This is a genomic window from Streptomyces sp. NPDC031049 (assembly GCF_055571015.1).
The window spans coordinates 239,368-260,995 of record NZ_JBVIGC010000012.1 but is presented as its reverse complement, the minus strand read 5'-3'; the positions used below and the strand labels follow the sequence as shown (position 1 = coordinate 260,995).

The window sequence follows — 21,628 nt, the reverse complement described above, 5'->3', positions numbered from 1 at the left end:
GGTATGCCATCCTTCGGGGCAGGACGAGTCAGGGGGAACACGGCGCGGGCCGGCCTGCCCCGCGCCGTGCCGCCGCCGGAAGCCCGAGCCTGGGGGAGGGCCGCGATGCACCACGCCGCCGCGACGCACCACGCCGTACGGTCCCGAGCCGCGATCCGCACCGGACCCACACCCGTGCCGCGCCCGCGGACACCGCGGGTCCGGTCGCTGATCGACGCCGACGCGATACGCGTCCTGCACCGGGCCGCCGGGGTGCTCCTCGACGACCTGCCCGGCCTCACCGACAACCTGGTGGCCCTCCTCCAGGAACAGGAACCCGCCTACCGCGCCGCCGTCGCGGGCGACCCCACCGGCATCTGGCAGGAGGTGCACCGCTCGCTGCGGCACAGCGTCAGCTCGCTGATCGACCCGCGCCGCACCCGGGACGCGGCCCGCCGCTGCTCCTGGCGGATCGGCGCCAACCGCGCCGAACAGGGACTGCCGCTGGACGCCCTGCTGCACGCCTTCCGGCTCGGCGGCTCCCTGGTGTGGCAGCGCCTGGTCGAGGAGACCTCGCGCACCGCCCCCGAGGACGTGCGGCTGCTGGTGCACGTGGCGGCCGACGTGTGGAACTTCGTCGACGAGCACTGCACCCTGGTCGCCGACGCCTACCGCCAGGTCGAGTGGCAGCTGAACCGGCGCCGCGAGAACCGGGCCCGGCTACTGGCCGCCGCGCTGCTCGACGGCACCAGCCGCATCGCCGACCTGCCCGAGGCCGCACAGGCCCTCGGCCTGCCCGAACGCGGCCGGTACGTGGTCGTGGCCGTGGCCGGCGAACACCCCGCACGGTGCGCCACCGCCCGCGCCGCGGCCGTCCCCGACGGACTGCGCCTGCACTGGCACACCGGCGTCGACGTGGATTACGGCATCGTCCTCGTCGGCGAGGACGGGCTGCCCGGCCCCGGACCGCGACCGGACGACCCGGCCCCGGGCGTGCGCATCGGCATCGGCAACCCCGTCGACGGCCTGGCCGCCGTCGGGGAGGCCCGCCGGCTCGCCGACACCGCCCTGGACATCTGCCCCGCGGCGGGCGGCACCGTCCGCCTCGCCGACCACCTGCCCGCCGCGCTGGTCGTCTCCAGCCCCGACCTCGGCCGCGCCCTGGCCGAGAAGGTCCTCGGCCCCCTGCTCGGCCTGGAGCCCGCCGACCGCGAGGTGCTGCTCGACACCCTCACCACCTGGCTGGCCTGCGACGGCTCCGCCCAGCGCGCCGGCGAGCGCCTCTACTGCCACCGCAACACCGTCCTGAACCGGCTGCGCCGCTGCGAACAGCTCACCGGCCGCTCCCTGGCCCGCCCGTCCGACGTCGTCGAGGTCAGCCTCGCCCTGACCGCCCGCGCCCTGCTGCGCGACTAGGAGCACCGATCCCGGGGCTCCCGCCGGCACCCCGGCCGTCCGGACGCGGGGGGCCGGCGGCGGCGCCACCGGGTCACCCGCCCGTCGTGACGCTGATCGACGCGGTGTTGTCGGCCCCGTCGGGGTCCTCGTCGGGCCGTGTGACCTCGACCCTGCCGGGGCAGCCGGGCAGGGTCGTCGATGTGACTCCGGCCTCCGGCGGAAGGGACACTTCGAGCACCCCGGCACCCCGGCACCCCGGAGCCCGGCAGCCCGGCCGCCGGTGCCGGTGCGGGGGACCGGAGCGCCCGTGCCGCGGTACGGGGCAGGGTCATGCGCAGGTTCTCCTCGACGGTCGTCACAGCGCAGGCCGGCCCCTGCGCACCCGCTGTGACCGCGCACCGCGCCCGGGGGTCGCACGGAGCCGCGAGACCGCGTCGCCGTCCCCGCTGGGCACCCGCACAGACTGACCCGCCCGGGACTGGGACGCCGCAGCGTCCCCGGTCCGGGCGCTGTACCGGCACCGGCGGCCGTGCTGTCGTGAGCGGCGTTCCTTCGCGGAACGCCCGAACGACCCCCGAAGCCGTGCCCCTCCGGGCACGGTGCCAAGGAGCCGCAATGCCCGAAGCACCACCGGGCGAGGCGCCCGCGCTGCACGTCGAGGAGCTCGACGTGACGTACGGCCGCGCCCTGTCCGCCCTCCGTTCCGTGTCGCTGACCGTCCCGCCCGGCGGCGTCGTCGCCCTGCTCGGTGCCAACGGCGCCGGCAAGACGACGCTGCTGCGGGCCGTGTCCGGCACGCTGCGCCTGCACCACGGCGCCATCACGGCCGGCCGTGTCCGCTACGGCGACACGGTCCTCGACGGCCGCGACCCCGTCGCCGCCGTACGCGCCGGCGTCGTCCAGGTGCCCGAGGGCCGGCGGGTCTTCGCCGGGCTCAGCGTCGACGAGAACCTCAAGGCCGGCGGGCTCGGCCTGTCCCGCCGCGCCCCCGCACAGGTCCGCGAGGCCCGCGACCGGGTCTTCGCCCTGTTCCCGCGGCTCGCCGAGCGCACCGGCCAGGCCGCCGGCCTGCTCTCCGGCGGCGAACAGCAGATGCTGGCCATCGGCCGGGCCCTGATGGCCCACCCCCGGCTGCTCCTGCTGGACGAGCCCTCCCTCGGACTCGCCCCGCTGATGGTGCAGCGGATCGCCGAGGTGGTCCGCGAGATCAACGCCCAGGGCACCGGCGTTCTGCTGGTCGAGCAGAACGCCGGGATGGCGCTGTCGCTCGCCGACGACGCGTACGTCCTGGACGTCGGCGAGATCCGGCTGTCCGGGCCCGCGGCGGAACTCGCCCGCACCGACGCCGTGCGCCGCCTCTACCTGGGCGAGGCCGCCGACGAGACCACCGACGGTCAGGGGGCCGCGTGACCATCCGCGAAACCCCCCGCACCGCCGCCCCGCACGCGCTCGAGGTCCGTGACGTCACCGTGCGCTTCGCCGGGCTCACCGCCCTCGACGACGTCTCCTTCACCGTCACCCCCGGCACCGTGCACGCCGTCATCGGCCCCAACGGCGCCGGCAAGTCCACCTGCTTCAACGTTCTGTCCGGCCTGTACCGGCCCGCCCGGGGCACCGTCCGGTTCGGGCAGGCCGACCTGACCCGGCTCGCCCCGCACCGCATCGCCGCGCTCGGCATCGCCCGCACCTTCCAGAACATCGTCACCACCCAGGGCACGGTCGCCGACAACCTGATGCTCGGCCGCCACGCCCTGTCCCGCGCGGGCTTCGCCGCCAGCGCCCTGCGCCTGCCGCGCGCCGTGCGCGAACAGCGCGCACACCTCGCCAAGGCCCGCGAGATCGCCGAACTCACCGGCCTCGGAGCCCACTTCGACACCCCCGTCGCCCTGCTGTCCTACGGCGACCGCAAGCGGGTCGAACTCGCCCGCGCCCTCTGCCTGGAGCCCACCGTGCTGCTGCTCGACGAACCCGTGGCCGGCATGAACGCCGCCGAACGCGCCCGCACCGCGGAGGTCGTCCGGCACGTCCGCGCCGAACTCGGCCTCACCGTGCTGCTGGTGGAGCACGACATGGGCCTGGTCATGCGGCTCGCCGACGAGGTCACCGTCCTCGACTTCGGCAAGGTCATCGCCCACGGCACCCCCGACGAGGTCCGCCGCGACCCCGAGGTGCTGCGCGCCTACCTCGGCACCGACGGCACGGGGGAGGAGGCGGCATGACCGGTGTGCTCGACAGCCTCGTCAACGGCCTGGCCCTCGGCTCGGTCTACGCCCTGATCGCCCTGGGCTTCGTCACCATCTTCAAGGCCTCCGGCGTCCTCAGCTTCACCCACGGCTCCCTGCTGCTGCTCGGCGGCTACCTGGTCGCCGTCCTCCACGACGACCTCGGCTTCGCCGGCGCCCTGGCCCTGGCGATCGTCGTCACCGCACTGGTGGCCGGAGCCCTGGACCGGCTGCTGCTCCAGCGGATCGGCACCGACTCCCACGCCGCCCACGTCCAGACCATCGTCACCATCGGCATCGACATCGTCCTCGTCACCGACCTGGCCCGGCGCATCGGCGGCGACCTGCTGTCGACCGGCGACCCCTGGGGCGACGCGGTGACCGACATGGGCCCGGTGACCGTCGCCGACAGCCGCATCGCCGCCATCCTCGTCTCCGGCGCGGCCATCGCCGGCGCCTTCGCCCTCTTCCGGTTCACCCCCTGGGGCCTGTCGCTCAGGGCGGCGGCCGAGGACGGCGAGGCCGCCGCCCTCATGGGCGTACGGCTCACCCGCGTACGCACCCTCGCCTGGTGCCTGGCCGGCGGACTCGCCGCCCTCGCCGCGATCTTCCTGGTCGCCTTCCCCGCGCCGGGCCTGGAGCGCACCACCGGCCAGATCGCCCTCAAGGCCTTCCCGGCGGCCATCCTCGGCGGCATGGCCTCCCCGGTCGGTGCCCTGGTCGGCTCCATGCTGATCGGCCTCACCGAGGCCTTCGTCGCCGGCTACCAGTCCGACCTGCACGTCCTCGGCGAGGGCTTCGGCGACGTCGCCCCCTACGCCGTGATGGTCCTCGTCCTCCTGGTGCGCCCCGCCGGGCTCTTCGCGGCGAAGGGAGCGGCCCGTGTCTGACCTGCGCAAGCGAGCCGCCCTCCTGCCGCCCCTCCTGCTGGTGTGCGCGCTGCCGTTCTACCTCGACGCCTTCTGGCTGCGCGTCGGCGTGTTCGCCATGGCCGCCGCCATCGGCGCCGTCGGGCTCGCCCTGCTCAGCGGCACCGCCGGCCAGCTCTCCCTCGGCCACGCCTTCTTCCTCGCCGTCGGCGCCTACGGCTACGTGTGGCTGGCCGGCGAACCCGGACCGGGCCTGCCGCCCGCCGTCGCCGTCGTCCTGGCCGTCCTGCTCGCGGGCGCCGCCGGCGGCCTGTTCAGCCCCGTCGCCGGCCGGGTCAAGGGCATCTACCTGGGCGTGGCCACCCTCGCCCTGGTCTTCCTCGGCCACCACGTCCTGCTCACCGCGGACTCCGTCACCGGCGGCTTCAACGGCCGCTCCGTCCCACCGCTGGAGATCGGCGGCTTCACCTTCGCCCAGAGCGACCCCGAACTCGTCGTCCTGGGCGTGCCGTTCGGCGCCGAGGAACGCCTGTGGTACCTGGGCCTGGCCCTGTTCGCCCTCACCTGGTTCACCGCGCGCGGCCTGCTGCGCGGACGCCCCGGCCGGGCCCTCGCGGCCCTCCGGGACAGCGAGACGGCCGCGTCCGTGATGGGCGTGCACGTGGCCCGCTACCGCTCCGCCGCGTTCGTCGTCTCCTCGATGTACGCCGGTCTCGCCGGCGTCCTGCTCGCCCTGTCCTTCCGCCGCGTGGTGCCCGACTACTTCTCCCTCCTCCTCTCCGTCGACTACCTCGCCATGATCGTCATCGGCGGCCTCGGCTCCGTCGCCGGCGCCACCGCCGGCGCCGTCTTCGTCACCGCGCTGCCGCTGCTCATGACCCGCTACGCCGACCAGCTGCCCCTGGTGGCCGCCCCGGGCTCCGGTGACGGCTCCATCGGCCCGACGGAGGCCGCCCGCTACCTCTACGGCGCCGCGATCGTCGTGATCCTGCTGTACGCACCCGACGGCCTGCACGGCCTCGCCCGCCGCCTCGCCGCCCGCCTCAGGCGCCGGCGCTCCCGCACCGGTCCCTCCGGCACCGGAACGTCCCTTCGCTCTCCCGCACCCGCCGTACGAACCAAGGAGCACACCCCGTGAACCCCATGCACCACCCCAGGCCCCGCACCACCCGCACCGCCCTCGCCGCGGCCCTGGCCGCCGTCCTGCTCGCGGGCACCGGATGCAGCTCCAAGGCGGACGACGGCAACGGCGGCGGCGACGGCGCCGACGGCGTCAAGACCGGCCCCGGCATCAGCGCCGACACGATCAGACTCGGCGCGCTGACCGACCTCACCGGGCCCTACGCCACCCTCGGCAAGAGCATCGTGCAGGCCCAGCAGATGTGGGCCGACGAGGTCAACGCCGACGGCGGCATCTGTGAACGCAAGGTCGAGATCGTCGTCAAGGACCACGGCTACGACGTGCAGAAGGCCGTCACCGCCTACGCCGACATCTCCCCGGACGTCGTCGCGATGCCCCAGGTCATCGGCTCGCCGGTGGTCGCGGCCCTGCTCGACGACATCGAACGCGACCAGGTGCTGACCTTCCCGCAGGCCTGGGCCGCCTCGCTGCTGGGCAAGGACTCCGTCCAGGTCCTCGGCACCACCTACGACATCGACATGATCGCCGCCGTCGAGTTCCTCACCCGCACCAAGAAACTCGCCAAGGGCGACAAGATCGGTCACGTCTACTTCGAGGGCGACTACGGCACCAACGCCCTCGAAGGCTCCGAGTGGGCCGCGAGGCGGGCCGGGATGACGGTGGTCGGCCAGAAGATCAAGGCCACCGACACCGACCTGTCCGCCCAGGTGTCCGCCCTGCGCCAGGCCGGCGTCAAGGCCATCCTGATCAGCGCCGGCCCCGCCCAGACCGCCTCCCTCGTCGGCGTCGCCGCCTCCCGCGGTCTGAAGGTGCCGGTCGTCAGCAGCGCCCCGGGGTACGCCCCGCAGCTGATGGAGACGCCCGCGGCGGCGGCGCTGGAGGGCATGCTGCACGTGGTCAGCGCCGCTCCGGCGGTCAGCGCGGACATCCCGGGCGTGGAGAAGATGGTCGCGGCGTACAAGAAGAAGTACCCGGACTCCCCGGTCGACTCCGGTGTGCTCTCCGGGTACAACGCCGCCCAGGTGATGGGCGAGGACCTGAAGAAGGCGTGCGCACTGGGCGGCCTGACCCGCAAGGACCTGGTCCAGGCGCACCGCTCGCAGGACGACGCCGACACCGGCCTCGGCACCCCGCAGGACTTCACCGACGTCTCCCGGCCCGCCAGCACGTCGTCCTACGTGCTCAAGCCCGACAAGAAGGCCGTGGGCGGCCTGGTGGTCGCCGAGGACGCCCAGGAGGTGCCCGGCGCCGAGGAGTACCTGAGGTCGCGGGGCTGACACGGAGTCAACTCGTGCGGAGGACCGGCGGGTCCCGCGGCGCGCAGGCCGCCCCACCGCCGGTTCCCCGGGGCTCGCAAACGTCTTGCCGATTCGGTGAACGAGACCTTCCTCACGTTGTACTCTTCGTACTGTCAGTGCAGTTGGTGCCGTACGGAGCTGGGGGAAAGATGCAAGCCGACAAGCAGCTGTCCACGGAGATCAACGCCAACGTGCCGACAGCCGCTCGTATGTACGACTACTACCTCGGCGGCAAGGACAACTACGCCGCGGACCGCGCGGCGGTCGAGGAACTCGACAAGGTCGTCCCCAGCACCCGCGCGCTGGCCCTGAACAACCGGCGCTTCCTCAAGCGCGTGGTCCGGATCCTCACCCAGGAGTACGGCATCCGCCAGTTCCTGGACCACGGCTCCGGCCTGCCCACCCAGGACAACGTGCACCAGGTCGCCCAGAGCATCGACCCCAAGGCCCGCGTCGTCTACGTCGACAACGACCCGATGGTTCTGGTCCACGGCCGCGCGCTGCTCGACCAGAACGACCAGACCGCGGTCATCCACGCGGACATGCGCGCGACCGACCAGATCTTCTCGCACCCGGACACCCAGCGCCTGATCGACTTCTCGGAGCCGGTGGCGGTGCTGTTCAACTCGGTGTTCCACTGCATCCCGGACAGCGAGACCGACGGCCCGACGGCCGTCGTCCGCCGGGTCACCGAGCGGCTCGTGCCCGGCAGCTACGCCGTGATGTGCCAGCTCGTCAGCGACGACCCCGAGGTCCGCGAGTCCGTCACCAACTTCATGGACCAGGCCACGCAGGGCCACTGGGGCCGGGTCCGCGAGGAGAAGGACGTCGCGGAGTGGTTCGAGGGCATGGAGATCCTCGAACCCGGCCTGGTGGAGGTCTCCAACTGGCGACCGGACAACGAGGTGGCACCCCGTCAGGCCACCCAGGAGTGGATCGAGTTCGGCGGCGTCGGCCGCCTCGTCTGAGTCCGACCGGTCCACCCGCAGGGTCGGACCGGTACACCCACGGCGGGCCCGTCCTCGTGACGGGCCCGATGCGTTCCCGGCCCCGGGTCTCCGACCGCAGGGGCGCGCGCCCCAGGGGTGTCAGACCTCGGGGACCTCGGGGTAGCGCTCGTCCATCGTCTTGCGCAGCAGCTCGATGGACTCGCGCGGTGTCAGCGCCTCGTCGGCCAGCCGGTCCAGCGCGACGCGGTACTCCTCGGTCTCGTCGCGGTCCTCGAGGAAGTTGGCGCTCCTGATGTGCTCCAGGTACACCACGTCGGGCAGGTCGGCTCCCCAGAACCGCAGATAGGCCACCGGAATCGCGGGCGCCGACGCGTTCGTCACGTCCAGGGGCACGATCTGGAGGGACACCCGGGGCCGCTCGGCCATCTCCACCAGATGCGCCAACTGCTCACGCATGACGGCGGGACTGCCCAGCACACGCAGCAGCACCGACTCGTCGATGACCGCCCACAGCTGCGGCGCGTCCACCCGGTCCAGCAGCCGCGCCCGGCGCATCCGCAGCTCGACCCGCCGCTCCACCTCACTGGCGGGGGCGTTCGGCAGTCCGCGTTCGACCACGGCACGGGTGTACGCCGGGGTCTGGAGCAGGCCCGGGACGTACTGGATCTCGAAGGTACGGATGGTCGCCGCGGCCTCCTGGAGCCCGACGAGCCGGTCGAACCACTCCGGCATCAGTCGCTTGTCGTACCGCTGCCACCAGCCGGGCTCGCCGGCCCGCTTCAGCAGCTTGAGCAGGACCGAGGCCTCGTACTCGTCCGTGCCGTACAGCCGCAGCAGCGCGCGGACGTCGGACTCCGCCGGAGGCCTGCGGCCCTTGCCCGACTCGATACGGGACAGCTTCGCCGCACTGAACCCCAGCTCGCGGGCGGCCTGGTCCTGCGACAGACCGGCGTCCTCGCGGAAACCCGCCAGCTGCACGCCGACGAGCATCTTCAGCAGGGTCGGAGCCGGCTCGGGCCGGTCCAGATAGGGTTCGAGACGGGAGAGGCGATGCGACGCGGCGGACATCCTGACTCCCAGCAGACCGGCAGACTCGAGACATACACTATCTCATCCCGTCGGCCGCGCCGCATCCTGTCGGCCACATCGGGTAGTTGACCGATCCAGTCGCCGCCGTGCGCTCAGAGCAGGTGGTCGAACTCCCCGTCCTTGGCCCCCGCCAGGAAGGCCGCCACCTCCGCCGGGGTGTAGACGAGCGCCGGGCCGTCGGGGTAGCGGGAGTTGCGCAGCGCGACGCCCCCGTCCACCAAGGCGACCTCCACGCAGTTGCCCTCGGCGTTGCTGTGCCGGCTCTTCGTCCAGCGGGCGTCCAACGAGCTGGCCCGCACTCCGTTCCGCACTGGTGGCACCGCAGTCTCCTTGCCTCTTTCGGGGAAGTGGTACGAGCCTTCCCGCTCGCACCCGCTCCCAGCCGATTTTCCGCGCAATTTCTCGTGCAATTGCACGCGAGCGCTGTCAGCGTGGATAATAGCCGTGGCGTCAACCCCCCTGGAGACGCCCCGATCTGACGTCGCATCGAGGAGATGCCGTGTCATCACCTGCGCACCCGACGCTCCGGACCTGGAGCGAACCCGCCCCGGCGGCAGGCGAGGTGAGCCGGCCCGGCCCGGTGCCCGTGACCCTTCGCGTCCCGTGCAGTGCCGAGGGCTTCGCCCGTGCCCGGACGTTCACCCGGGACACGCTGCGCGACTGGGCGCTGGACCACCGCTGCGACGACGCCGTCCTGGTCGTCACCGAGCTGGCCTCGAACGCCGCGGCGCACGCGATGCCCGCGGCGGCACCCGGCGCGGGCGAGATCGGGCTCGGACTCGCCCTGAACCCGGGGTTCCTGACGCTGACCGTCTCGGACCACGGGGACGGCGCTCCCGTGCCCGCACCGCCCGACGACGCCGCCCTGCGTGAGCACGGCCGCGGGCTGTGCATCGTCGACGCCCTGGCCGACGAGTGGGGCTGGGTCCCCCGGCCCCCCGTCGGCAAGACCGTATGGGCCACGCTGTCGACCCGCCCCCTGCCCTGACCCCCACTGCCGCGGAAAGGCCCCCCCATGCGTACTGCTCCGACCCACCAGCCGAGCACGCAACGCGCCGACCGTCGCACGCCGCCCCCCGGACGCGCCCGGACCGCCCCCCTCGCCGGCCTCGACCAGGTGCCCTGGGGTGAGATCCAGGACTCCAGCGGCTCCGCCGCGGCCATCCCACGGCTGCTGCACAGCATCGCCTGGGGCGACACCGAGACCGCCCGGGCCGCCCTCGCCGACCTGCGCCGCCGGATCTGCCAGTACGGGTTCGTCGTCGAGCAGGCGACCGCCGCCACCGTTCCCTTCCTGTGGGACCTGGCCCAGCGCCCCGAGGTCCGCTGCCGGGCGCAGATCATCCAGCTGCTGAGGAACATCGCCGACGCCCGGCAGTGGGAGAGCACCGCCGCCGTGTACCCCAAGCTTCTCAACCACCGTGAGAACCCCGTGGTGTGGGAACGCGCCGCGCGGCAGGCCGTCCACGCCCGGCGCGGCGACCTCCAGCGGCTGCTGACCGAGGACGACACCGAGGTCGCCCGCGCCAGCACCGAACTGGCCCGTACCCTGGGGGAGTAGCGGGGACCGGGCCGGCGTCCGCCATGTGCCCTGGCCGGTCGGCAGATCGGTCCGACAGATCGGTTCGGCAGGTCGGCGAGCGACTGTTTCTCGTCAATTGCGAGCGCACCTGCGCACGGTGTGTATGTTCCGGCCGGGACCGGGCATACGCAGCGAAAATCGAGAGAGGGGCGCTTCGTGCTCGTACCGGACCCGAAGGTCGTCAGGGAGTTGCTGACGCGCTACGCGTCACTGCGGATCGCTCAGGCGGAACGGGAGAGGCCGGCGGCGGCGCGCGAGCTGGCCGACGTCAGCTACACGCTGTGCGTGATGATGGGGACGACCAGCATCCACGACGCGGTGGAGCGGGCGGACGCCCTGCTGCTCGCCAAGGGGTGCCGCACCACCGGAGAGCGGGCGGACCAGGGCGGCGACAGCGACCTGTCGCTGGCGGTCTGACCGCCGCGCTCCGTCACCGGTCCCGTCCCCGGGAGCGGTCCGCCGACGTGGCCGATCCGCCGTGGAACGCCGCACGGTAGGCGTGCGGCGTGGTGCCGACCACCCGGCGGAACCGCTCCCGCAGCGCGGTGGGGGACCCGAACCCCGCCTGCCGGGCGATCCGTTCGACCGGGTGGTCGGTGTTCTCCAGCAGGTACTGCGCCCGCCGCACCCGGGCCCGGAGTACCCACTGCAACGGTGTGGTGCCGGTCTGCTCGCGGAACCGCCGGCTGAAGGTGCGCTCGCTCATGCCCGAGCGCGCCGCCATCGCCGCGAGGGTCACCTCCCGGGCGAGGTTGTCCTCGATCCACTGAAGTACGGACTCCAGCTCCGAGCCGCGCGGCACCGGCGGATGCTCGTGCACGATGAACTGGGCCTGCCCGCCCTCCCGTTCCAGCGGCATGACGCACATCCGGGCGGCCTGCGCGGCGACGGCCGAGCCCAGGTCCCGGCGGATCATGTGCAGGCACATGTCCAGCCCGGCGGCGGCGCCCGCCGAGGTGAGGATCTGCCCGTTGTCCACGTACAGCACGTCCGGCTGCACCTCGACCCCGGGGAAGCGGCGGGCCAGCTCCTCGGCCGCGATCCAGTGGGTGGTGGCACGCAACCCGTCCAGCAGCCCGGCCTCCGCCAGGACGAAGGCCCCCACGCACACGGACGCGATCCGCGTACCGGCCCCGGCGGCGCGCCGCAGGGCGTCCAGGACCCGGCCGGAGGGCGGGCCGGACTCCTCGGAACGGCCCGGGACGATGATCGTGTCGGCGTCCCGGAGGGCGTCGAGCCCCAGGTCGATCCGCAGCCCCAGGCCGGCCGTGCGCACCTCGGGGGACTCCGCGCACAGCCGGACCCGGTACGGACTGCGCCCGTCGGGCAGCCGCGTCCAGTCGAAGGCCTGCATCGGCGTCGCCATGTCGAAGGGCACCACGTCGTCGAGGACCAGGATCGCCACGGTGTGCATGCCCGCCACGATAGGGGTGTTCCGGCCACGCACGGGAGCTGGGCGGTGAGCGGTGGCCGGGAGAAGGTGCCTGGTGAGGCCCGTTGGCGAGAATCCGTTGGAAGCTGTCGTTTCCGCCTCTGTGGGATCTCGCGGAGTCTTCCTAGCGTGGGGGCTCCGATCTTCGCGCCACGTTCTTTTCCGGAGACCCCACCGATGACCAAGTTCCTGCTGTCCCTGCACGTCCTGGCCGCCATCGTCGCCGTCGGCCCCGTCACCGTCGCGGCGAGCATGTTCCCGCCGGCGGTCCGCCGTGCGGCCCTGCCCCAGGCGGGCGCGGACGGCACCGGCGGGGGAGTGGGCACGGTACGGCTGCTGCACCGCATCTGCCGGGTCTACGCGGGACTCGGTGTCGCGGTGCCGGTGCTCGGCCTCGCCACCGCGCTCGCCATGGGGGTCCTGGGCGACGCCTGGCTCATGGTCTCCATGACGCTGACGGCCGCGGCGGCCGCCGTCCTGCTGGCGTTCGTCCTTCCCCGTCAGGAGGAACTCCTCGACCGGCTGACCGCCCGGGAGCCGGTCGAACGGGCCGGTACCGTCCGACTCGCCATGTTCACCGGGGTGTTCAACCTGCTGTGGGCCACGGTCACCGTACTCATGATCGTCCGGCCGGGGTCCACGACGGGAGCGTGAGCGGTCCGTCACCTCCTGGACGGAACGCGCCCCGCCGGGTGAGCGGCCCCCTAGACTGCTCAGTCGCGCCTGACGCTCAGGAGCTGACGACACGAAAGGCACGTTGACGGGTGTTCCAGGATTCCCCCATCTACGACCGACTGGTCGCCGAATGCGGCGACGTCCCCGCGCAGGTGCGCAGGGAGGCCGAGCGCGTGAGCAGGGAACTGGAGGTCGTCATGCGCCCACGGCACGCGCCCGGCGGGCGCCCACCGTCCCCCGGCAACGGCTGGCAGCGCGCCGGGACGCTGCCCGGGTCGCGCCCGGACTGACCGCGCCGGCGGCACCGTGGGTGCCGGGGCCGTACCGGCGCCCCGTCTGTCGTCGCCGGTCAGGCGGGCCGTCGCCGGTCAGGTGACCGTCCGGCCGTCGCAGCCCAGCCGGACCGGTTCCGGTGTCTCCGGCCGGGCCAGCCACTCGGCGATGGTGCGGGCGATCGGCTGGCCGGTGTCCACCTCGACGAAGCCGAACTGCCCCGACTGGTTGCACTCGAGGAACCACCAGGTACCGTCCCGGTCCTCGGCGAAGTCGAAGGCGCCGTAGGCGAGCCGGGCGCCACGGACGTACTCCCGGACGGCCTCGGCGACGCGCGGCGGCACGTCGACCGGGCGCCACGGCTCCGGGGACTCGGCGAACCGGACGTCCACCTCCGCCGGGTCGGCGTCCGCCGCGGTCGCCTTGCGGGCGGCCAGCAGCCTCTCGCCCACGGCCGTGAGCCGGATGTCGGCGCGTTTGGGCACCCGCCGCTGGAGCAGCGTCGGTCCGAAGGCCACGGCGGAGAAGTCCGTCTCCGGTGAGACCCTGCTGGTCGGCACCGCCCGGGGCGGGTCCTGCGGATGCGCCCCCGACACCGGTTTGACCACCAGGTCCGGATACCGGTCCGCGAACTCCCGCGCCGCCCGCGGGAACGTCGTGATCAGCGTGGCCGGCACCGGCAGGCCGGCAGTCTGCGCCAGCCGCAGCTGCCACGGCTTGTGACGGGCCCGGCGGGCGGCGTCCGGATGGTTCATCCAGCGGGCCCCCGAGCCGCGCAGCATGCCGTAGAGCGCCTGTGCGGACTCCTCCGTCAGCCAGGCGGACGGCTCGGGAGCCCGGGTGGCCGGGACACCCGGGCGGCGCACCCACACGGAGCGCAGCCCGCCGATGCTCACCAGCCGCCCGCCGGAGGACAGATGGCCGCGGAAGGACCCGTGCACGTACTCCCCGGACAGGGCGACGGAACCGGTCAGGTCGGCCGGATCCAGCCGGACCACCGGAACCCCCGTCGCGTTCAGGTGCACGACCACCATGTCCGCGGTGACGTCCTCTTCACAGGTCAGGATCAACACCGTCATCGTCGGCGGTCCGCGTTCAGTCGTCGAAGTGAGTCTTCGAGCCCGCCGTGGAGGTCGTGGTCCCCAGCTCCCTGAGCAGGGCGTGGTCATGAGCCGCCACCCGGCCGTCGAGGAGCACGTTCAACTGCAGCCCGGAGTCGTAGACGTACGGAGTGGCGGCTTCCAACTCCGTAGCGGGACGTGCGTAGTTGAGCGCGAACGGTTGCATCGTCTCTCCCTCGTCGGTGCTCGCCGATCAAGCGATGGTCCAGCTGCGCCGTCGCCTGGTCCGCCGACTTCCTTCGGCTTCCAGAGACTTATACGAATCGAACGGGTGAATGGTTTCCTTACTCTGCGTAGTATCACGCAGAGTGATCACGCCCAGCGTTCGCGGTCAGCCGCCGCGGGGTGGTGCGGCGCCCCCGCCGGCCGAGGGAGCCGTGCACACCGCGCAGAGCGAGCAGGAGAACGCCGACGTCGTCCAGGTACACCGGGTCGGGCACCAGGTCCGTCGGCAGGACGAGATAGAGGACGGCCCCCCAGAAGACCCAGCGCGGTCCGGTGGGCAGCCCGGCCCGCCGCAGGTCCCGCCGGGTCCGGACCAGCCGCACCAGGACGGTGACGGCCAGCGCGAGGACGACCGCCGCGAGCGACACCGCCACGACGATCACCGCTGTGGTCGTATCCACCCGCCCCTCCTTGTGGTGAGTGCCGTTGCGCACGCGTCCTTTACGGGATTCCCCTTTGCGGCACACATATGGCTTCCGTCCGGGCGACTCATCCCTGTGGCCCGTCCGAGTGGCAGCCCTGGACAGGGGCGCTTAGTAATGGTCACCACGAAGTCGCGTGTCGCATGTCGGGGACGCAGGAGCGGCCGCACCCCCCACAGACGGAGCAGACCATGACTACCGACTCATCGACACCCCGTTCGGACGAGTACGCCATAGGCACCGTGGACCTGCCGACCGCCGAGACCACCACAGCCACCGGCACCCACACGGTGCACTCGCCGGACACCGGCCCCGGCCCCCGGGCCACCGCCGCGCGGGAGCCGCGGCCGGAGCCCGCCGAGCCGCCCCGCGACGAGGCACCCCCCGCCCGCCGGGACACGGCGGCGCCGTACGGCGATCCGGTCGGCGACCTGGTGCGCGCCGCCGTGGCCGACCGGCCGCTGGAGGAGGTCGTCGCCCTGATCACCATGCTGGAGCAGTCGCCCGAGTACGCGGAGGCGACGGTCGACGCGTTGCGGGCGGTGGGCGTCAACCGGTCGGTGGAGGACGTCACCCGGCTCGTCGGGCTGCTGACCCGACCGCCCCGCCACCCGGACAGCGCCGACGAGGCGATCCGCGCCGCGGCCGAGTGCCGGTCGGTGGAGGACGTGACCCGGCTGATGGCGCTGCTGCACCGGACGCCCCTGCAACCGCACTGCGGGCAGGAGGCCGTACGGGCCGCCGCCACCGGACGCCCCGTGGAGGAACTCGTCCAGCTCATCGGGCGGCTCGCCGAGGAGCGGCGGGAGCGCACCGACTGGCCGGAGGGCGAGCCGCAGCGGACCGAGCAGGCCGACGACCCGGACCGCACGGAGCGGCAGGGCGCCGGCACCGGCACGGGCCGGTCCGGCCGCGAACGCCGCCGGTCCTCGCGGCGGGTCCGGACGGCCTGGCGCGAGTCGCGGCAGGACGCCCGCGAGGACGATCCGGACGTGCGCGACGACCGGCGCCGCGACACCGGCCGCCGCACCGGGGCAGTCCGCCGGGACACGCGCGGGGACATGCGCCATGACGCGCGCGACGAGAGGCGCGAGGACGTACGGCGTGAGCCGCGGCGGCCGGCCCACCGGGGCTCCTGGCCGACCTGGCTCGCCGTCGCGGCGCTCGCCGGATGCGGGGTCGCATTTTTCCCGCCGCACCCTGACGGTGCATCGGTCCGCGTCTACGCCCTCGCGCTCGGCCTGTCGGCGCTCTGCCTGGTCCTCGCCCTGCTGCTGACGGTGCGTCCGGCGGTGCCGGTGCTCGCCGCGGCCGTGGTGGCACCGGCCGGTCTGGCCGCGGCCAAGCTGTACGGCGGCGTCACACCGTCGGCCCGGCTTTCCCGGGTGACCGACCTGACGCTGGCACCGAGCTGGGTGGCCGTCGCCATCGCGGTGGCCGCGTCGCTGGTGGCACTGACCGCGCTGTGCGTACGGGTGGCCTGGCAGGCCGCCGGCAACCGCTGGCAGCCCCGGCAGACGACCGGAGCCGGCCGGCCGGCTGACTGACCGCCCGTCGCCCCTGGCCCACACGGCCCCGGACGCCCACCCGACGCCCCGCCCGCCCCGGCCCAGCCGACGGCGGCCGGGGCGCGGCGGTCCGGGGGGAACGAGGCCAACGGCTGTGGCGCGCCGGGGCGCGAGGACGGACGCGCCGGCCGACGCAGGGTTTGGTGCGGTGGGTGGATGACGGGTGCGGGGGTGGCCCCATGAGGTCGTGCGCCGGTCGGCCGGTCCGGGCGGGCACCGCCGCCCGGACCGTGGCCGAGGCGCACCGGCCGCGCCCTCGCCCCCGCGGCCCCGGAAGCCCGCCCGGGCAGCCCGGGGCCGGGCCGGTCACGCGCCGAACGTGCCCGGCGGGGGCTCGTGGGCGAGCAGGGCGGTGAGCACCCGGTCCGGGGTCAGGGGGAGTTCGCGGAAGCGGATGCCCGTCGCGTGGTGGACGGCGTTGCCGATGGCCGCCGCCGTGCCCACGATGCCGATCTCGCCGATCCCTTTGCTGCCCATGGGGTTGAGATGGGGGTCGTCCTCCGGCACCCAGTGCGCCTGCACGTCCAGGACGTCGGCGTGCGCGGGCACGTGGTACGACGCCAGGTCGGACTCGGTGAAGTCGCCGAACGCGGGGTCCACGGTGCTGTCCTCGGTGAGCGCCATGCCCAGCCCCATGGTCATGCCGCCCACGAACTGGGACCGTGCGGTACGGGCGTTGAGGATGCGTCCGGCGGCGTAGACGCCCAGCAGCCGCCGCACCCGGACCTCGCCGGTGACCGTGTCGACGGTGACCTCGGCGAAGTGCGCGCCGAAGGCGTGCCGGGCCCAGGGGACCTCGGCGTCGGCCTCGCCGCTGGTGTCGGCGCTCGCCTCGATCCCGCCCTCGGGCAGCGGACCCGGGTGCTCCGCCAGATGCTCCCTCAGCCGCGTGCACGCCCGGTGGACGGCCCAGCCCCAGGACGCCGTCCCCGAGGAACCCCCGGCCAGCGGTGCCGCCGGCAGCTCGCTGCTGCCCACCTCGGTCCGGACCCGCTCCGCGGGCACCCCGAGGGCGTCGGCCGCGACCTGCGCGAGCACCGTCCGCGCCCCGGTGCCGATGTCGGTGGCGTTGGTCCGCACGAGGAAGCCGCCGTCGGGCAGCGCCCGCACCGTCGCGGTGGACGGCGACACCAGGACCGGGTAGGTCGCGGCGGCCACCCCGGACCCGATCAGCAGCGGCCCGGCGGCACGCACCCCCGGGCGCGGGTCGCGGTCGGCCCAGCCGAAGCGGCGGGCGCCCTCGCGCAGGCACTCCACGACATGCCTGCTGCTGAACGGCAGCCCGCTGTCGGGCTCGTTCTCCGGCTCGTTGCGGACCCGCAGCTCCACCGGGTCCAGACCGAGTGCGGACGCCAGTTCGTCGACGGCGGACTCCAGGGCGTACATGCCGGGCGCCTCACCGGGGGCGCGCATCCACGACGGCGTGGGCACGTCCAGCCGCGCCACCCGGTGCCGGGTACGGCTGTGCGGCGAGGCGTACATCACGCGCGCCGGGACGGCGGCCTGTTCCACGAACTCCTTCACCTGCGAGGTGTGCGTCACCACGTCGTGCACGAGGGACGCCAGCCGCCCCTGCCGGTCGGCGCCGAGGCGCAGCCGGTGCAGGGTGGGGGCGCGGTGCCCGACCACCTGCGGCAGCAGCCGGCGCGGGAAGGCCAGGGTGACCGGGCGGCCCGTGTGCCGCGCCGCCATGGCCGCGAGCACCGCGTCGGGGCGGGGTGTGCCCTTGGAGCCGAAGCCGCCGCCCACGTGCTCGGCGACCACGGTGATCCGTTCCCCGGGCAGCCCGAACATCCCGGCGAGCGCCTCGCGCACGGCGTTGGTGCCCTGGCTGGAGGTGTGCACGGTGAGCCGGTCCTCCCCGTCCCACCAGGCGGTGCTCGCGTGCGGCTCCATCGGGTGGTTGTGCAGCGGCGGCACCCGGTACTCGACGTCGACGCGCACCTGAGCGGAGTCGAACGCGGCGTCCGGCTCACCGCGTTCGCTGACCGCCGGGTTGCCGCCGTTGGCGTCGTCGGGGACGTACAGCCCCGGATGGGACGAGGTGAGCGTCACGTCGTGGCCCTCGGCGTCGTAGGTGACGCGGACAGCGGCGGCGCCGTCCCGGGCCGCCTCCAGGGTCTCGGCCACCACCAGGGCCACGATCCAGCCGCGGTGCGGCACGCCGGGTCCCTGGAGCACCGCCAGGACGGGGTCCTCCGGTTCCGCGATCCGCGGCGCGTTCTCGTGGGTGAGGACCGCGAGCACACCGGGCAGCGCGAGCGCCGGGCCGGCGTCGACGCCGGTCACCCGGCCCCGCGCGACCGTCGCCGGCACGGGCCAGGCGTGGGCGCGGCCGGTCACGTCGTGCTCGGCGGCGTACCGGGCGGTCCCGGTGACCTTCTGGCGGCCCTCCCGGCGCTCGGCGGGAGCGCCCAGGGCGGTCTCGGTGCCTGTCATGGGGTCCCTCCTGAAAGGGCCGGTCAGGTCAGGGCGGGCGTGGTGAGCCGGCCCAGGACGTCCAGCGCCAGGCGCCGGGCCAGCGGCACCTTGTAGGCGTTGTCCCGCAGCGGCTCGGCCTGGGCCAGTTCCAGGCCGACGGCGTGCTCGAACGCCGCCGCCGTGGGCGCCACGCCCAGCAGCGCGTCCTCGGCGCGGCGGGCCCGCCACGGCCGGTGCGCCAGCGCCCCGAAGGCGAGACCGACGCGGTCCACGACGCCGTCCGAGACGTGCAGCACGGCGGCGACGGAGGCCAGCGCGAAGGCGTACGACGCCCGGTCCCGGGCCTTGCGGTACACCGACGGCAGCCCGCCCGTGGCCGCCGGCAGCACCACGCCGGTGATCAGTTCACCGGGGCGGATCTCGGTGTCCCGCTCCGGATGCACGCCCGGCAGCCGGTGGAAGTCGGCGGCGGCGACGCCCCGGGCGCCGTCGGGTCCGTACAGTTCCACGCGGGCGTCGAGCGCGGCCAGCGCCACCGCCATGTCCGAGGGGTGGGTGGCGATGCAGTGCTCGGAGTGCCCGAGCACCGCGTGGTCGCGGTGCACGCCCTTCAGGGCGCCGCAGCCGGTGCCGGGCTCCCGCTTGTTGCAGGGCTTGGACAGGTCCTGGAAGTACGGGCAGCGGGTGCGTTGCAGCAGGTTGCCGCCGGTGGTGGCGGCGTTGCGCAACTGGCCGGAGGCGCCGGCGAGCAGGGCCTGCGACAGGACGGGGTAGCGGTCCCGGACGACCGGATGCGCGGCGAGGTCGCTGTTGCGCACCATGGCCCCGATCCGCAGCGCGCCGTCGGGCAGTTCCTCCACCGCGTCCAGCGGGAGGGCGGTGACGTCGACGAGGGCGGCGGGCGTCTCCACGCCGAGCTTCATCAGGTCGACGAGGTTGGTGCCGCCGCCGAGGTAGCGGGCGCCGGGATGGGCGGCGAACGCGTCGGTGGCCTCCTCCACGCTGCCGGCCCGTACGTAGGCGAAGGGCTTCACTCAGACCACGTCCTCCACCGCGTCGGCGATGCGCGGATAGGCGCCGCACCGGCACAGGTTGCCGCTCAGCCGCTCCCGGATCTCCTCCCGGCCGAGCGGCACCGGCGCACCGGAGGGGGTCGCGGGGTCGGTGACATGGGACGGGTGACCGGCCGCCGCCTCGGCGAGCGCGCCGACCGCGGAGCAGATCTGGCCCGGGGTGCAGTAGCCGCACTGGAAGGCGTCCCGCTCCAGGAACGCCCGTTGCACCGGATGCAGCTCCTCGCCGTCACCGGCGAGCCCTTCGACGGTGGTGACCTCCGAGCCGTCGAGCGCCACGGCGAACAGCAGGCAGCTGTTGACGCGCCGCCCGTCCACCAGGACCGTACAGGCGCCGCACTGCCCGTGGTCGCAGCCCTTCTTGGCGCCCGTCAGCCCGAGATCCTCCCGCAGGAGGTCCAGCAGGACGCGGCGGTGGTCGACGGTGAGGGTGTGCGGTTTGCCGTTCACCCGCAGCGTGGTGTCCGAGCGGTACCCGGCGGTGACGGCGGTGGGGTGCTGGCTGTCCATGGCGTCGATGACCTTCCGGGACGGGCCGTGCTGTCCCGTCCGCGTATCCAGCTTCCGCCGGGTGACACGTCGCTCGGCCGTGGCGGAGCGACGAGCGGGACGCGCGGGCGTGCACCGGCCCCGGCGGTGCCGGCCGGACGACGGGTGCCCGGCGCGGACGCGGGGCCGGTTCCGCGCTCCGCCGGGGGCGCGCGTCAGTCGCGGGACCCCGTCGGGCCCTCTCCCGTGCGTCTGAGCCGCTCCAGCGTGCGGGTGAGTCCGCGCAGCGGGGACGGGACGCGTGGCTCCATGGGCGGCTGCGGGGCCGCACCGGCCGCCTCGGCGGCCTCCCGGTAGGCGGCCAGGGCCTCGTTGGCGCGTTCGGCGGCCTCCCGGTACAGGTCACGGGAGTTCGTCATGGCCTCCAGGGCCTCGGCGTACATCGCGACCAGCCGCCGTTCGCGGGCCAGCTCCTCCTCCAGGGTCAGCAGCCCCCACTCCTCGCGCAGCGCGGTGAGGGCCTCCTCGGCGCCCTCCGGCAGCGGCCGGGCCAGCTCGGCGAAGGCCGTCACCGCCGCGATCAGCTCCGCGGGCTCGGAGCCGTCGAGGAAGACGGTGCGGACGGAGAACGCCTCCGCGTCGTGGTCCGGGGGTGCCGGCCTGCCCGGCAGGACCACCGCGCCGCCGCGCGGCAGCTGGACGCCGTGGTCCTGGAGCGCCCAGTTCACCACCCGCAGCTGCTGCGGAGCGGCGCGGTGCTCGACCACCCGGTGCCGCAGGCCCGGAGGCAGCCACCGGGCCAGGGGCACCCGGCCGCGGTGGTCCGGGGTCATCGCCTCGTGGACGACGACGTGGATCTGCCACGAGTGCCGCGCGGCGTCCCGCAGCAGTCGCCGTACGGCCTTGTCGTCCTCGGGAAGGGTGTTCAGGCCGCGCATCCGCAGGCCCGTGGCGGCGTCGCGGTCCCAGGGCACGTCGGGGTCGTCGGGCCAGAACACCGTCGCGGGGGACGGCCACCGCGGGTCCCAGGGTTCCTCCGCCTCCGCCGTCATCGTCCACTCCTGCCCGCCCGCCGAGGCGGGCGCCAGGACGAGCCGGGCCCGCACGGTGACCTGCCCGGGCTCCGCCCTCCAGCGCGCCTCGCGGACGCGCGCGCCCGCGCTGCCGTCGTCCTGCGACGGCTGCCGGAAGTCGTCGATGTCTCCGCCGTCCCTGCGCTCCCGCAGGGTGCGCAGCACCACCTCCTCCGCGTCGGCTCCGACGTGGCGGCCGCGCGCAAGCCACACCGTGGGGGGAATCGAGGGGCGGTCGCTGGAAGAGGTCGGCATGAGTCCATCGGGGGGCGGGGGCATGTGCGGGGACCAGTATCGTCGCCGCCGGCCGGTGCGGATCACCCGGGGG

The 21,628-nt window shown here is 74.3% G+C and carries 23 protein-coding genes; 13 read left to right on the top strand and 10 right to left on the bottom strand.

What is annotated here, in order from left to right:
* Window positions 1–105: 105 nt before the first annotated feature.
* The 7 genes from ACZ45Q_RS21920 (at window position 106) to ACZ45Q_RS21890 (ending at window position 7,875) form a co-directional block, all read left to right on the top strand.
* Window positions 106–1,395 (top strand): PucR family transcriptional regulator, encoded by a 1,290-nt coding sequence (locus tag ACZ45Q_RS21920; RefSeq protein ID WP_468263877.1) that lies wholly within the window; start codon window positions 106–108, stop codon window positions 1,393–1,395.
* Between the two features lie 597 nt (window positions 1,396–1,992).
* A complete protein-coding gene (locus tag ACZ45Q_RS21915) occupies window positions 1,993–2,787 on the top strand; it encodes an ABC transporter ATP-binding protein (protein ID WP_468263874.1) in 795 nt (264 codons plus the stop codon).
* The gene (locus tag ACZ45Q_RS21910) at window positions 2,784–3,596 is read left to right on the top strand and encodes an ABC transporter ATP-binding protein (protein WP_468263871.1); all 813 of its coding nucleotides are present in this window, start codon (window positions 2,784–2,786) and stop codon (window positions 3,594–3,596) included. Before ACZ45Q_RS21915 ends, ACZ45Q_RS21910 begins: the two co-directional genes overlap by 4 nt.
* A complete protein-coding gene (locus ACZ45Q_RS21905; protein ID WP_468263868.1) occupies window positions 3,593–4,489 on the top strand; it encodes a branched-chain amino acid ABC transporter permease in 897 nt (298 codons plus the stop codon). The genes ACZ45Q_RS21910 and ACZ45Q_RS21905 overlap by 4 nt, the downstream gene beginning before the upstream one ends.
* Window positions 4,482–5,606: a branched-chain amino acid ABC transporter permease gene (locus ACZ45Q_RS21900; protein ID WP_468263865.1), complete on the top strand. Its 1,125-nt coding sequence runs from the start codon at window positions 4,482–4,484 to the stop codon at window positions 5,604–5,606. Before ACZ45Q_RS21905 ends, ACZ45Q_RS21900 begins: the two co-directional genes overlap by 8 nt.
* A 5-nt stretch (window positions 5,607–5,611) precedes the next feature.
* The gene (locus tag ACZ45Q_RS21895; protein ID WP_468263927.1) at window positions 5,612–6,886 is read left to right on the top strand and encodes an ABC transporter substrate-binding protein; all 1,275 of its coding nucleotides are present in this window, start codon (window positions 5,612–5,614) and stop codon (window positions 6,884–6,886) included.
* 170 nt (window positions 6,887–7,056) lie between these two features.
* Window positions 7,057–7,875, top strand: coding sequence for an SAM-dependent methyltransferase (locus tag ACZ45Q_RS21890; protein ID WP_468263862.1), 819 nt, complete (start codon window positions 7,057–7,059; stop codon window positions 7,873–7,875).
* Between the two features lie 120 nt (window positions 7,876–7,995).
* Here the strand turns inward: ACZ45Q_RS21890 and ACZ45Q_RS21885 are convergent, their stop codons facing one another.
* On the bottom strand, window positions 7,996–8,925 hold the full coding sequence (locus tag ACZ45Q_RS21885; protein ID WP_468263859.1) for a helix-turn-helix domain-containing protein: 930 nt from the start codon (window positions 8,923–8,925) through the stop codon (window positions 7,996–7,998).
* Window positions 8,926–9,038: 113 nt separating this feature from the next.
* Window positions 9,039–9,266 carry a DUF397 domain-containing protein gene (locus tag ACZ45Q_RS21880; protein ID WP_468263857.1) on the bottom strand — a complete coding sequence of 76 codons (228 nt, stop codon included), beginning with the start codon at window positions 9,264–9,266 and terminating at the stop codon, window positions 9,039–9,041.
* Between the two features lie 179 nt (window positions 9,267–9,445).
* On the opposite strand from ACZ45Q_RS21880, the gene ACZ45Q_RS21875 reads away from it, so the two are divergent.
* The 3 genes from ACZ45Q_RS21875 to ACZ45Q_RS21865 all read left to right on the top strand — a co-directional run bounded on the left by ACZ45Q_RS21875 (window position 9,446) and on the right by ACZ45Q_RS21865 (window position 10,945).
* Window positions 9,446–9,934, top strand: a complete 489-nt coding sequence (locus tag ACZ45Q_RS21875) for an ATP-binding protein (RefSeq protein ID WP_468263855.1) — start codon at window positions 9,446–9,448, stop codon at window positions 9,932–9,934.
* A gap of 27 nt (window positions 9,935–9,961) precedes the next feature.
* Window positions 9,962–10,507, top strand: a complete 546-nt coding sequence (locus ACZ45Q_RS21870) for a hypothetical protein (RefSeq protein ID WP_468263852.1) — start codon at window positions 9,962–9,964, stop codon at window positions 10,505–10,507.
* 177 nt (window positions 10,508–10,684) lie between these two features.
* The gene (locus ACZ45Q_RS21865) at window positions 10,685–10,945 is read left to right on the top strand and encodes a DUF5133 domain-containing protein (RefSeq protein ID WP_468263849.1); all 261 of its coding nucleotides are present in this window, start codon (window positions 10,685–10,687) and stop codon (window positions 10,943–10,945) included.
* Between the two features lie 13 nt (window positions 10,946–10,958).
* Here the strand turns inward: ACZ45Q_RS21865 and ACZ45Q_RS21860 are convergent, their stop codons facing one another.
* Window positions 10,959–11,942, bottom strand: a complete 984-nt coding sequence (locus ACZ45Q_RS21860) for a GlxA family transcriptional regulator (protein ID WP_468263846.1) — start codon at window positions 11,940–11,942, stop codon at window positions 10,959–10,961.
* Window positions 11,943–12,137: 195 nt separating this feature from the next.
* Between ACZ45Q_RS21860 and ACZ45Q_RS21855 the strand changes: the two genes are divergently transcribed.
* Window positions 12,138–12,614 (top strand): hypothetical protein, encoded by a 477-nt coding sequence (locus ACZ45Q_RS21855; RefSeq protein WP_468263843.1) that lies wholly within the window; start codon window positions 12,138–12,140, stop codon window positions 12,612–12,614.
* Window positions 12,615–12,724: 110 nt separating this feature from the next.
* Window positions 12,725–12,925: a hypothetical protein gene (locus ACZ45Q_RS21850; RefSeq protein ID WP_468263840.1), complete on the top strand. Its 201-nt coding sequence runs from the start codon at window positions 12,725–12,727 to the stop codon at window positions 12,923–12,925.
* 78 nt (window positions 12,926–13,003) lie between these two features.
* Here ACZ45Q_RS21850 and tgmB read toward each other — a convergent pair whose 3' ends face one another.
* From tgmB to ACZ45Q_RS21835, 3 genes are all read right to left on the bottom strand, one after another.
* Window positions 13,004–13,987, bottom strand: a complete 984-nt coding sequence (gene tgmB, locus ACZ45Q_RS21845) for an ATP-grasp ribosomal peptide maturase (RefSeq protein ID WP_468263837.1) — start codon at window positions 13,985–13,987, stop codon at window positions 13,004–13,006.
* Between the two features lie 16 nt (window positions 13,988–14,003).
* Complete coding sequence (gene tgmA / locus ACZ45Q_RS21840; RefSeq protein ID WP_468263834.1) at window positions 14,004–14,195, bottom strand: putative ATP-grasp-modified RiPP; 192 nt, start codon at window positions 14,193–14,195, stop codon at window positions 14,004–14,006.
* A gap of 133 nt (window positions 14,196–14,328) precedes the next feature.
* Window positions 14,329–14,655 (bottom strand): YkvA family protein, encoded by a 327-nt coding sequence (locus ACZ45Q_RS21835; protein WP_468263831.1) that lies wholly within the window; start codon window positions 14,653–14,655, stop codon window positions 14,329–14,331.
* Window positions 14,656–14,867: 212 nt separating this feature from the next.
* On the opposite strand from ACZ45Q_RS21835, the gene ACZ45Q_RS21830 reads away from it, so the two are divergent.
* A complete protein-coding gene (locus ACZ45Q_RS21830) occupies window positions 14,868–16,223 on the top strand; it encodes a hypothetical protein (protein WP_468263829.1) in 1,356 nt (451 codons plus the stop codon).
* Between the two features lie 327 nt (window positions 16,224–16,550).
* Here ACZ45Q_RS21830 and ACZ45Q_RS21825 read toward each other — a convergent pair whose 3' ends face one another.
* The 4 genes from ACZ45Q_RS21825 to ACZ45Q_RS21810 form a co-directional block, all read right to left on the bottom strand.
* Window positions 16,551–18,683 carry a xanthine dehydrogenase family protein molybdopterin-binding subunit gene (locus tag ACZ45Q_RS21825; RefSeq protein WP_468263826.1) on the bottom strand — a complete coding sequence of 711 codons (2,133 nt, stop codon included), beginning with the start codon at window positions 18,681–18,683 and terminating at the stop codon, window positions 16,551–16,553.
* Between the two features lie 23 nt (window positions 18,684–18,706).
* Window positions 18,707–19,699: an FAD binding domain-containing protein gene (locus ACZ45Q_RS21820; protein ID WP_468263823.1), complete on the bottom strand. Its 993-nt coding sequence runs from the start codon at window positions 19,697–19,699 to the stop codon at window positions 18,707–18,709.
* Window positions 19,700–20,248 carry a (2Fe-2S)-binding protein gene (locus ACZ45Q_RS21815; RefSeq protein WP_468263820.1) on the bottom strand — a complete coding sequence of 183 codons (549 nt, stop codon included), beginning with the start codon at window positions 20,246–20,248 and terminating at the stop codon, window positions 19,700–19,702. It lies immediately after the preceding gene.
* A gap of 194 nt (window positions 20,249–20,442) precedes the next feature.
* Window positions 20,443–21,555, bottom strand: coding sequence for a hypothetical protein (locus ACZ45Q_RS21810; protein WP_468263817.1), 1,113 nt, complete (start codon window positions 21,553–21,555; stop codon window positions 20,443–20,445).
* Window positions 21,556–21,628 lie beyond the last annotated feature (73 nt).

Excerpts from the sequence above, each read along its gene's own strand:
- ACZ45Q_RS21920 (WP_468263877.1), top strand. The coding sequence starts at position 106 with ATGCACCACGCCGCCGCGACGCACCACGCCGTACGGTCCCGAGCCGCG.
- tgmA (WP_468263834.1), bottom strand. The coding sequence starts at position 14,195 with ATGCAACCGTTCGCGCTCAACTACGCACGTCCCGCTACGGAGTTGGAA.
- ACZ45Q_RS21905 (WP_468263868.1), top strand. The coding sequence starts at position 3,593 with ATGACCGGTGTGCTCGACAGCCTCGTCAACGGCCTGGCCCTCGGCTCG.
- ACZ45Q_RS21825 (WP_468263826.1), bottom strand. The coding sequence starts at position 18,683 with ATGACAGGCACCGAGACCGCCCTGGGCGCTCCCGCCGAGCGCCGGGAG.
- ACZ45Q_RS21830 (WP_468263829.1), top strand. The coding sequence starts at position 14,868 with ATGACTACCGACTCATCGACACCCCGTTCGGACGAGTACGCCATAGGC.
- ACZ45Q_RS21860 (WP_468263846.1), bottom strand. The coding sequence starts at position 11,942 with ATGCACACCGTGGCGATCCTGGTCCTCGACGACGTGGTGCCCTTCGAC.
- ACZ45Q_RS21815 (WP_468263820.1), bottom strand. The coding sequence starts at position 20,248 with ATGGACAGCCAGCACCCCACCGCCGTCACCGCCGGGTACCGCTCGGAC.
- tgmB (WP_468263837.1), bottom strand. The coding sequence starts at position 13,987 with ATGACGGTGTTGATCCTGACCTGTGAAGAGGACGTCACCGCGGACATG.
- ACZ45Q_RS21870 (WP_468263852.1), top strand. The coding sequence starts at position 9,962 with ATGCGTACTGCTCCGACCCACCAGCCGAGCACGCAACGCGCCGACCGT.
- ACZ45Q_RS21895 (WP_468263927.1), top strand. The coding sequence starts at position 5,612 with ATGCACCACCCCAGGCCCCGCACCACCCGCACCGCCCTCGCCGCGGCC.
- ACZ45Q_RS21915 (WP_468263874.1), top strand. The coding sequence starts at position 1,993 with ATGCCCGAAGCACCACCGGGCGAGGCGCCCGCGCTGCACGTCGAGGAG.
- ACZ45Q_RS21885 (WP_468263859.1), bottom strand. The coding sequence starts at position 8,925 with ATGTCCGCCGCGTCGCATCGCCTCTCCCGTCTCGAACCCTATCTGGAC.
- ACZ45Q_RS21810 (WP_468263817.1), bottom strand. The coding sequence starts at position 21,555 with ATGCCGACCTCTTCCAGCGACCGCCCCTCGATTCCCCCCACGGTGTGG.
- ACZ45Q_RS21855 (WP_468263843.1), top strand. The coding sequence starts at position 12,138 with ATGACCAAGTTCCTGCTGTCCCTGCACGTCCTGGCCGCCATCGTCGCC.
- ACZ45Q_RS21890 (WP_468263862.1), top strand. The coding sequence starts at position 7,057 with ATGCAAGCCGACAAGCAGCTGTCCACGGAGATCAACGCCAACGTGCCG.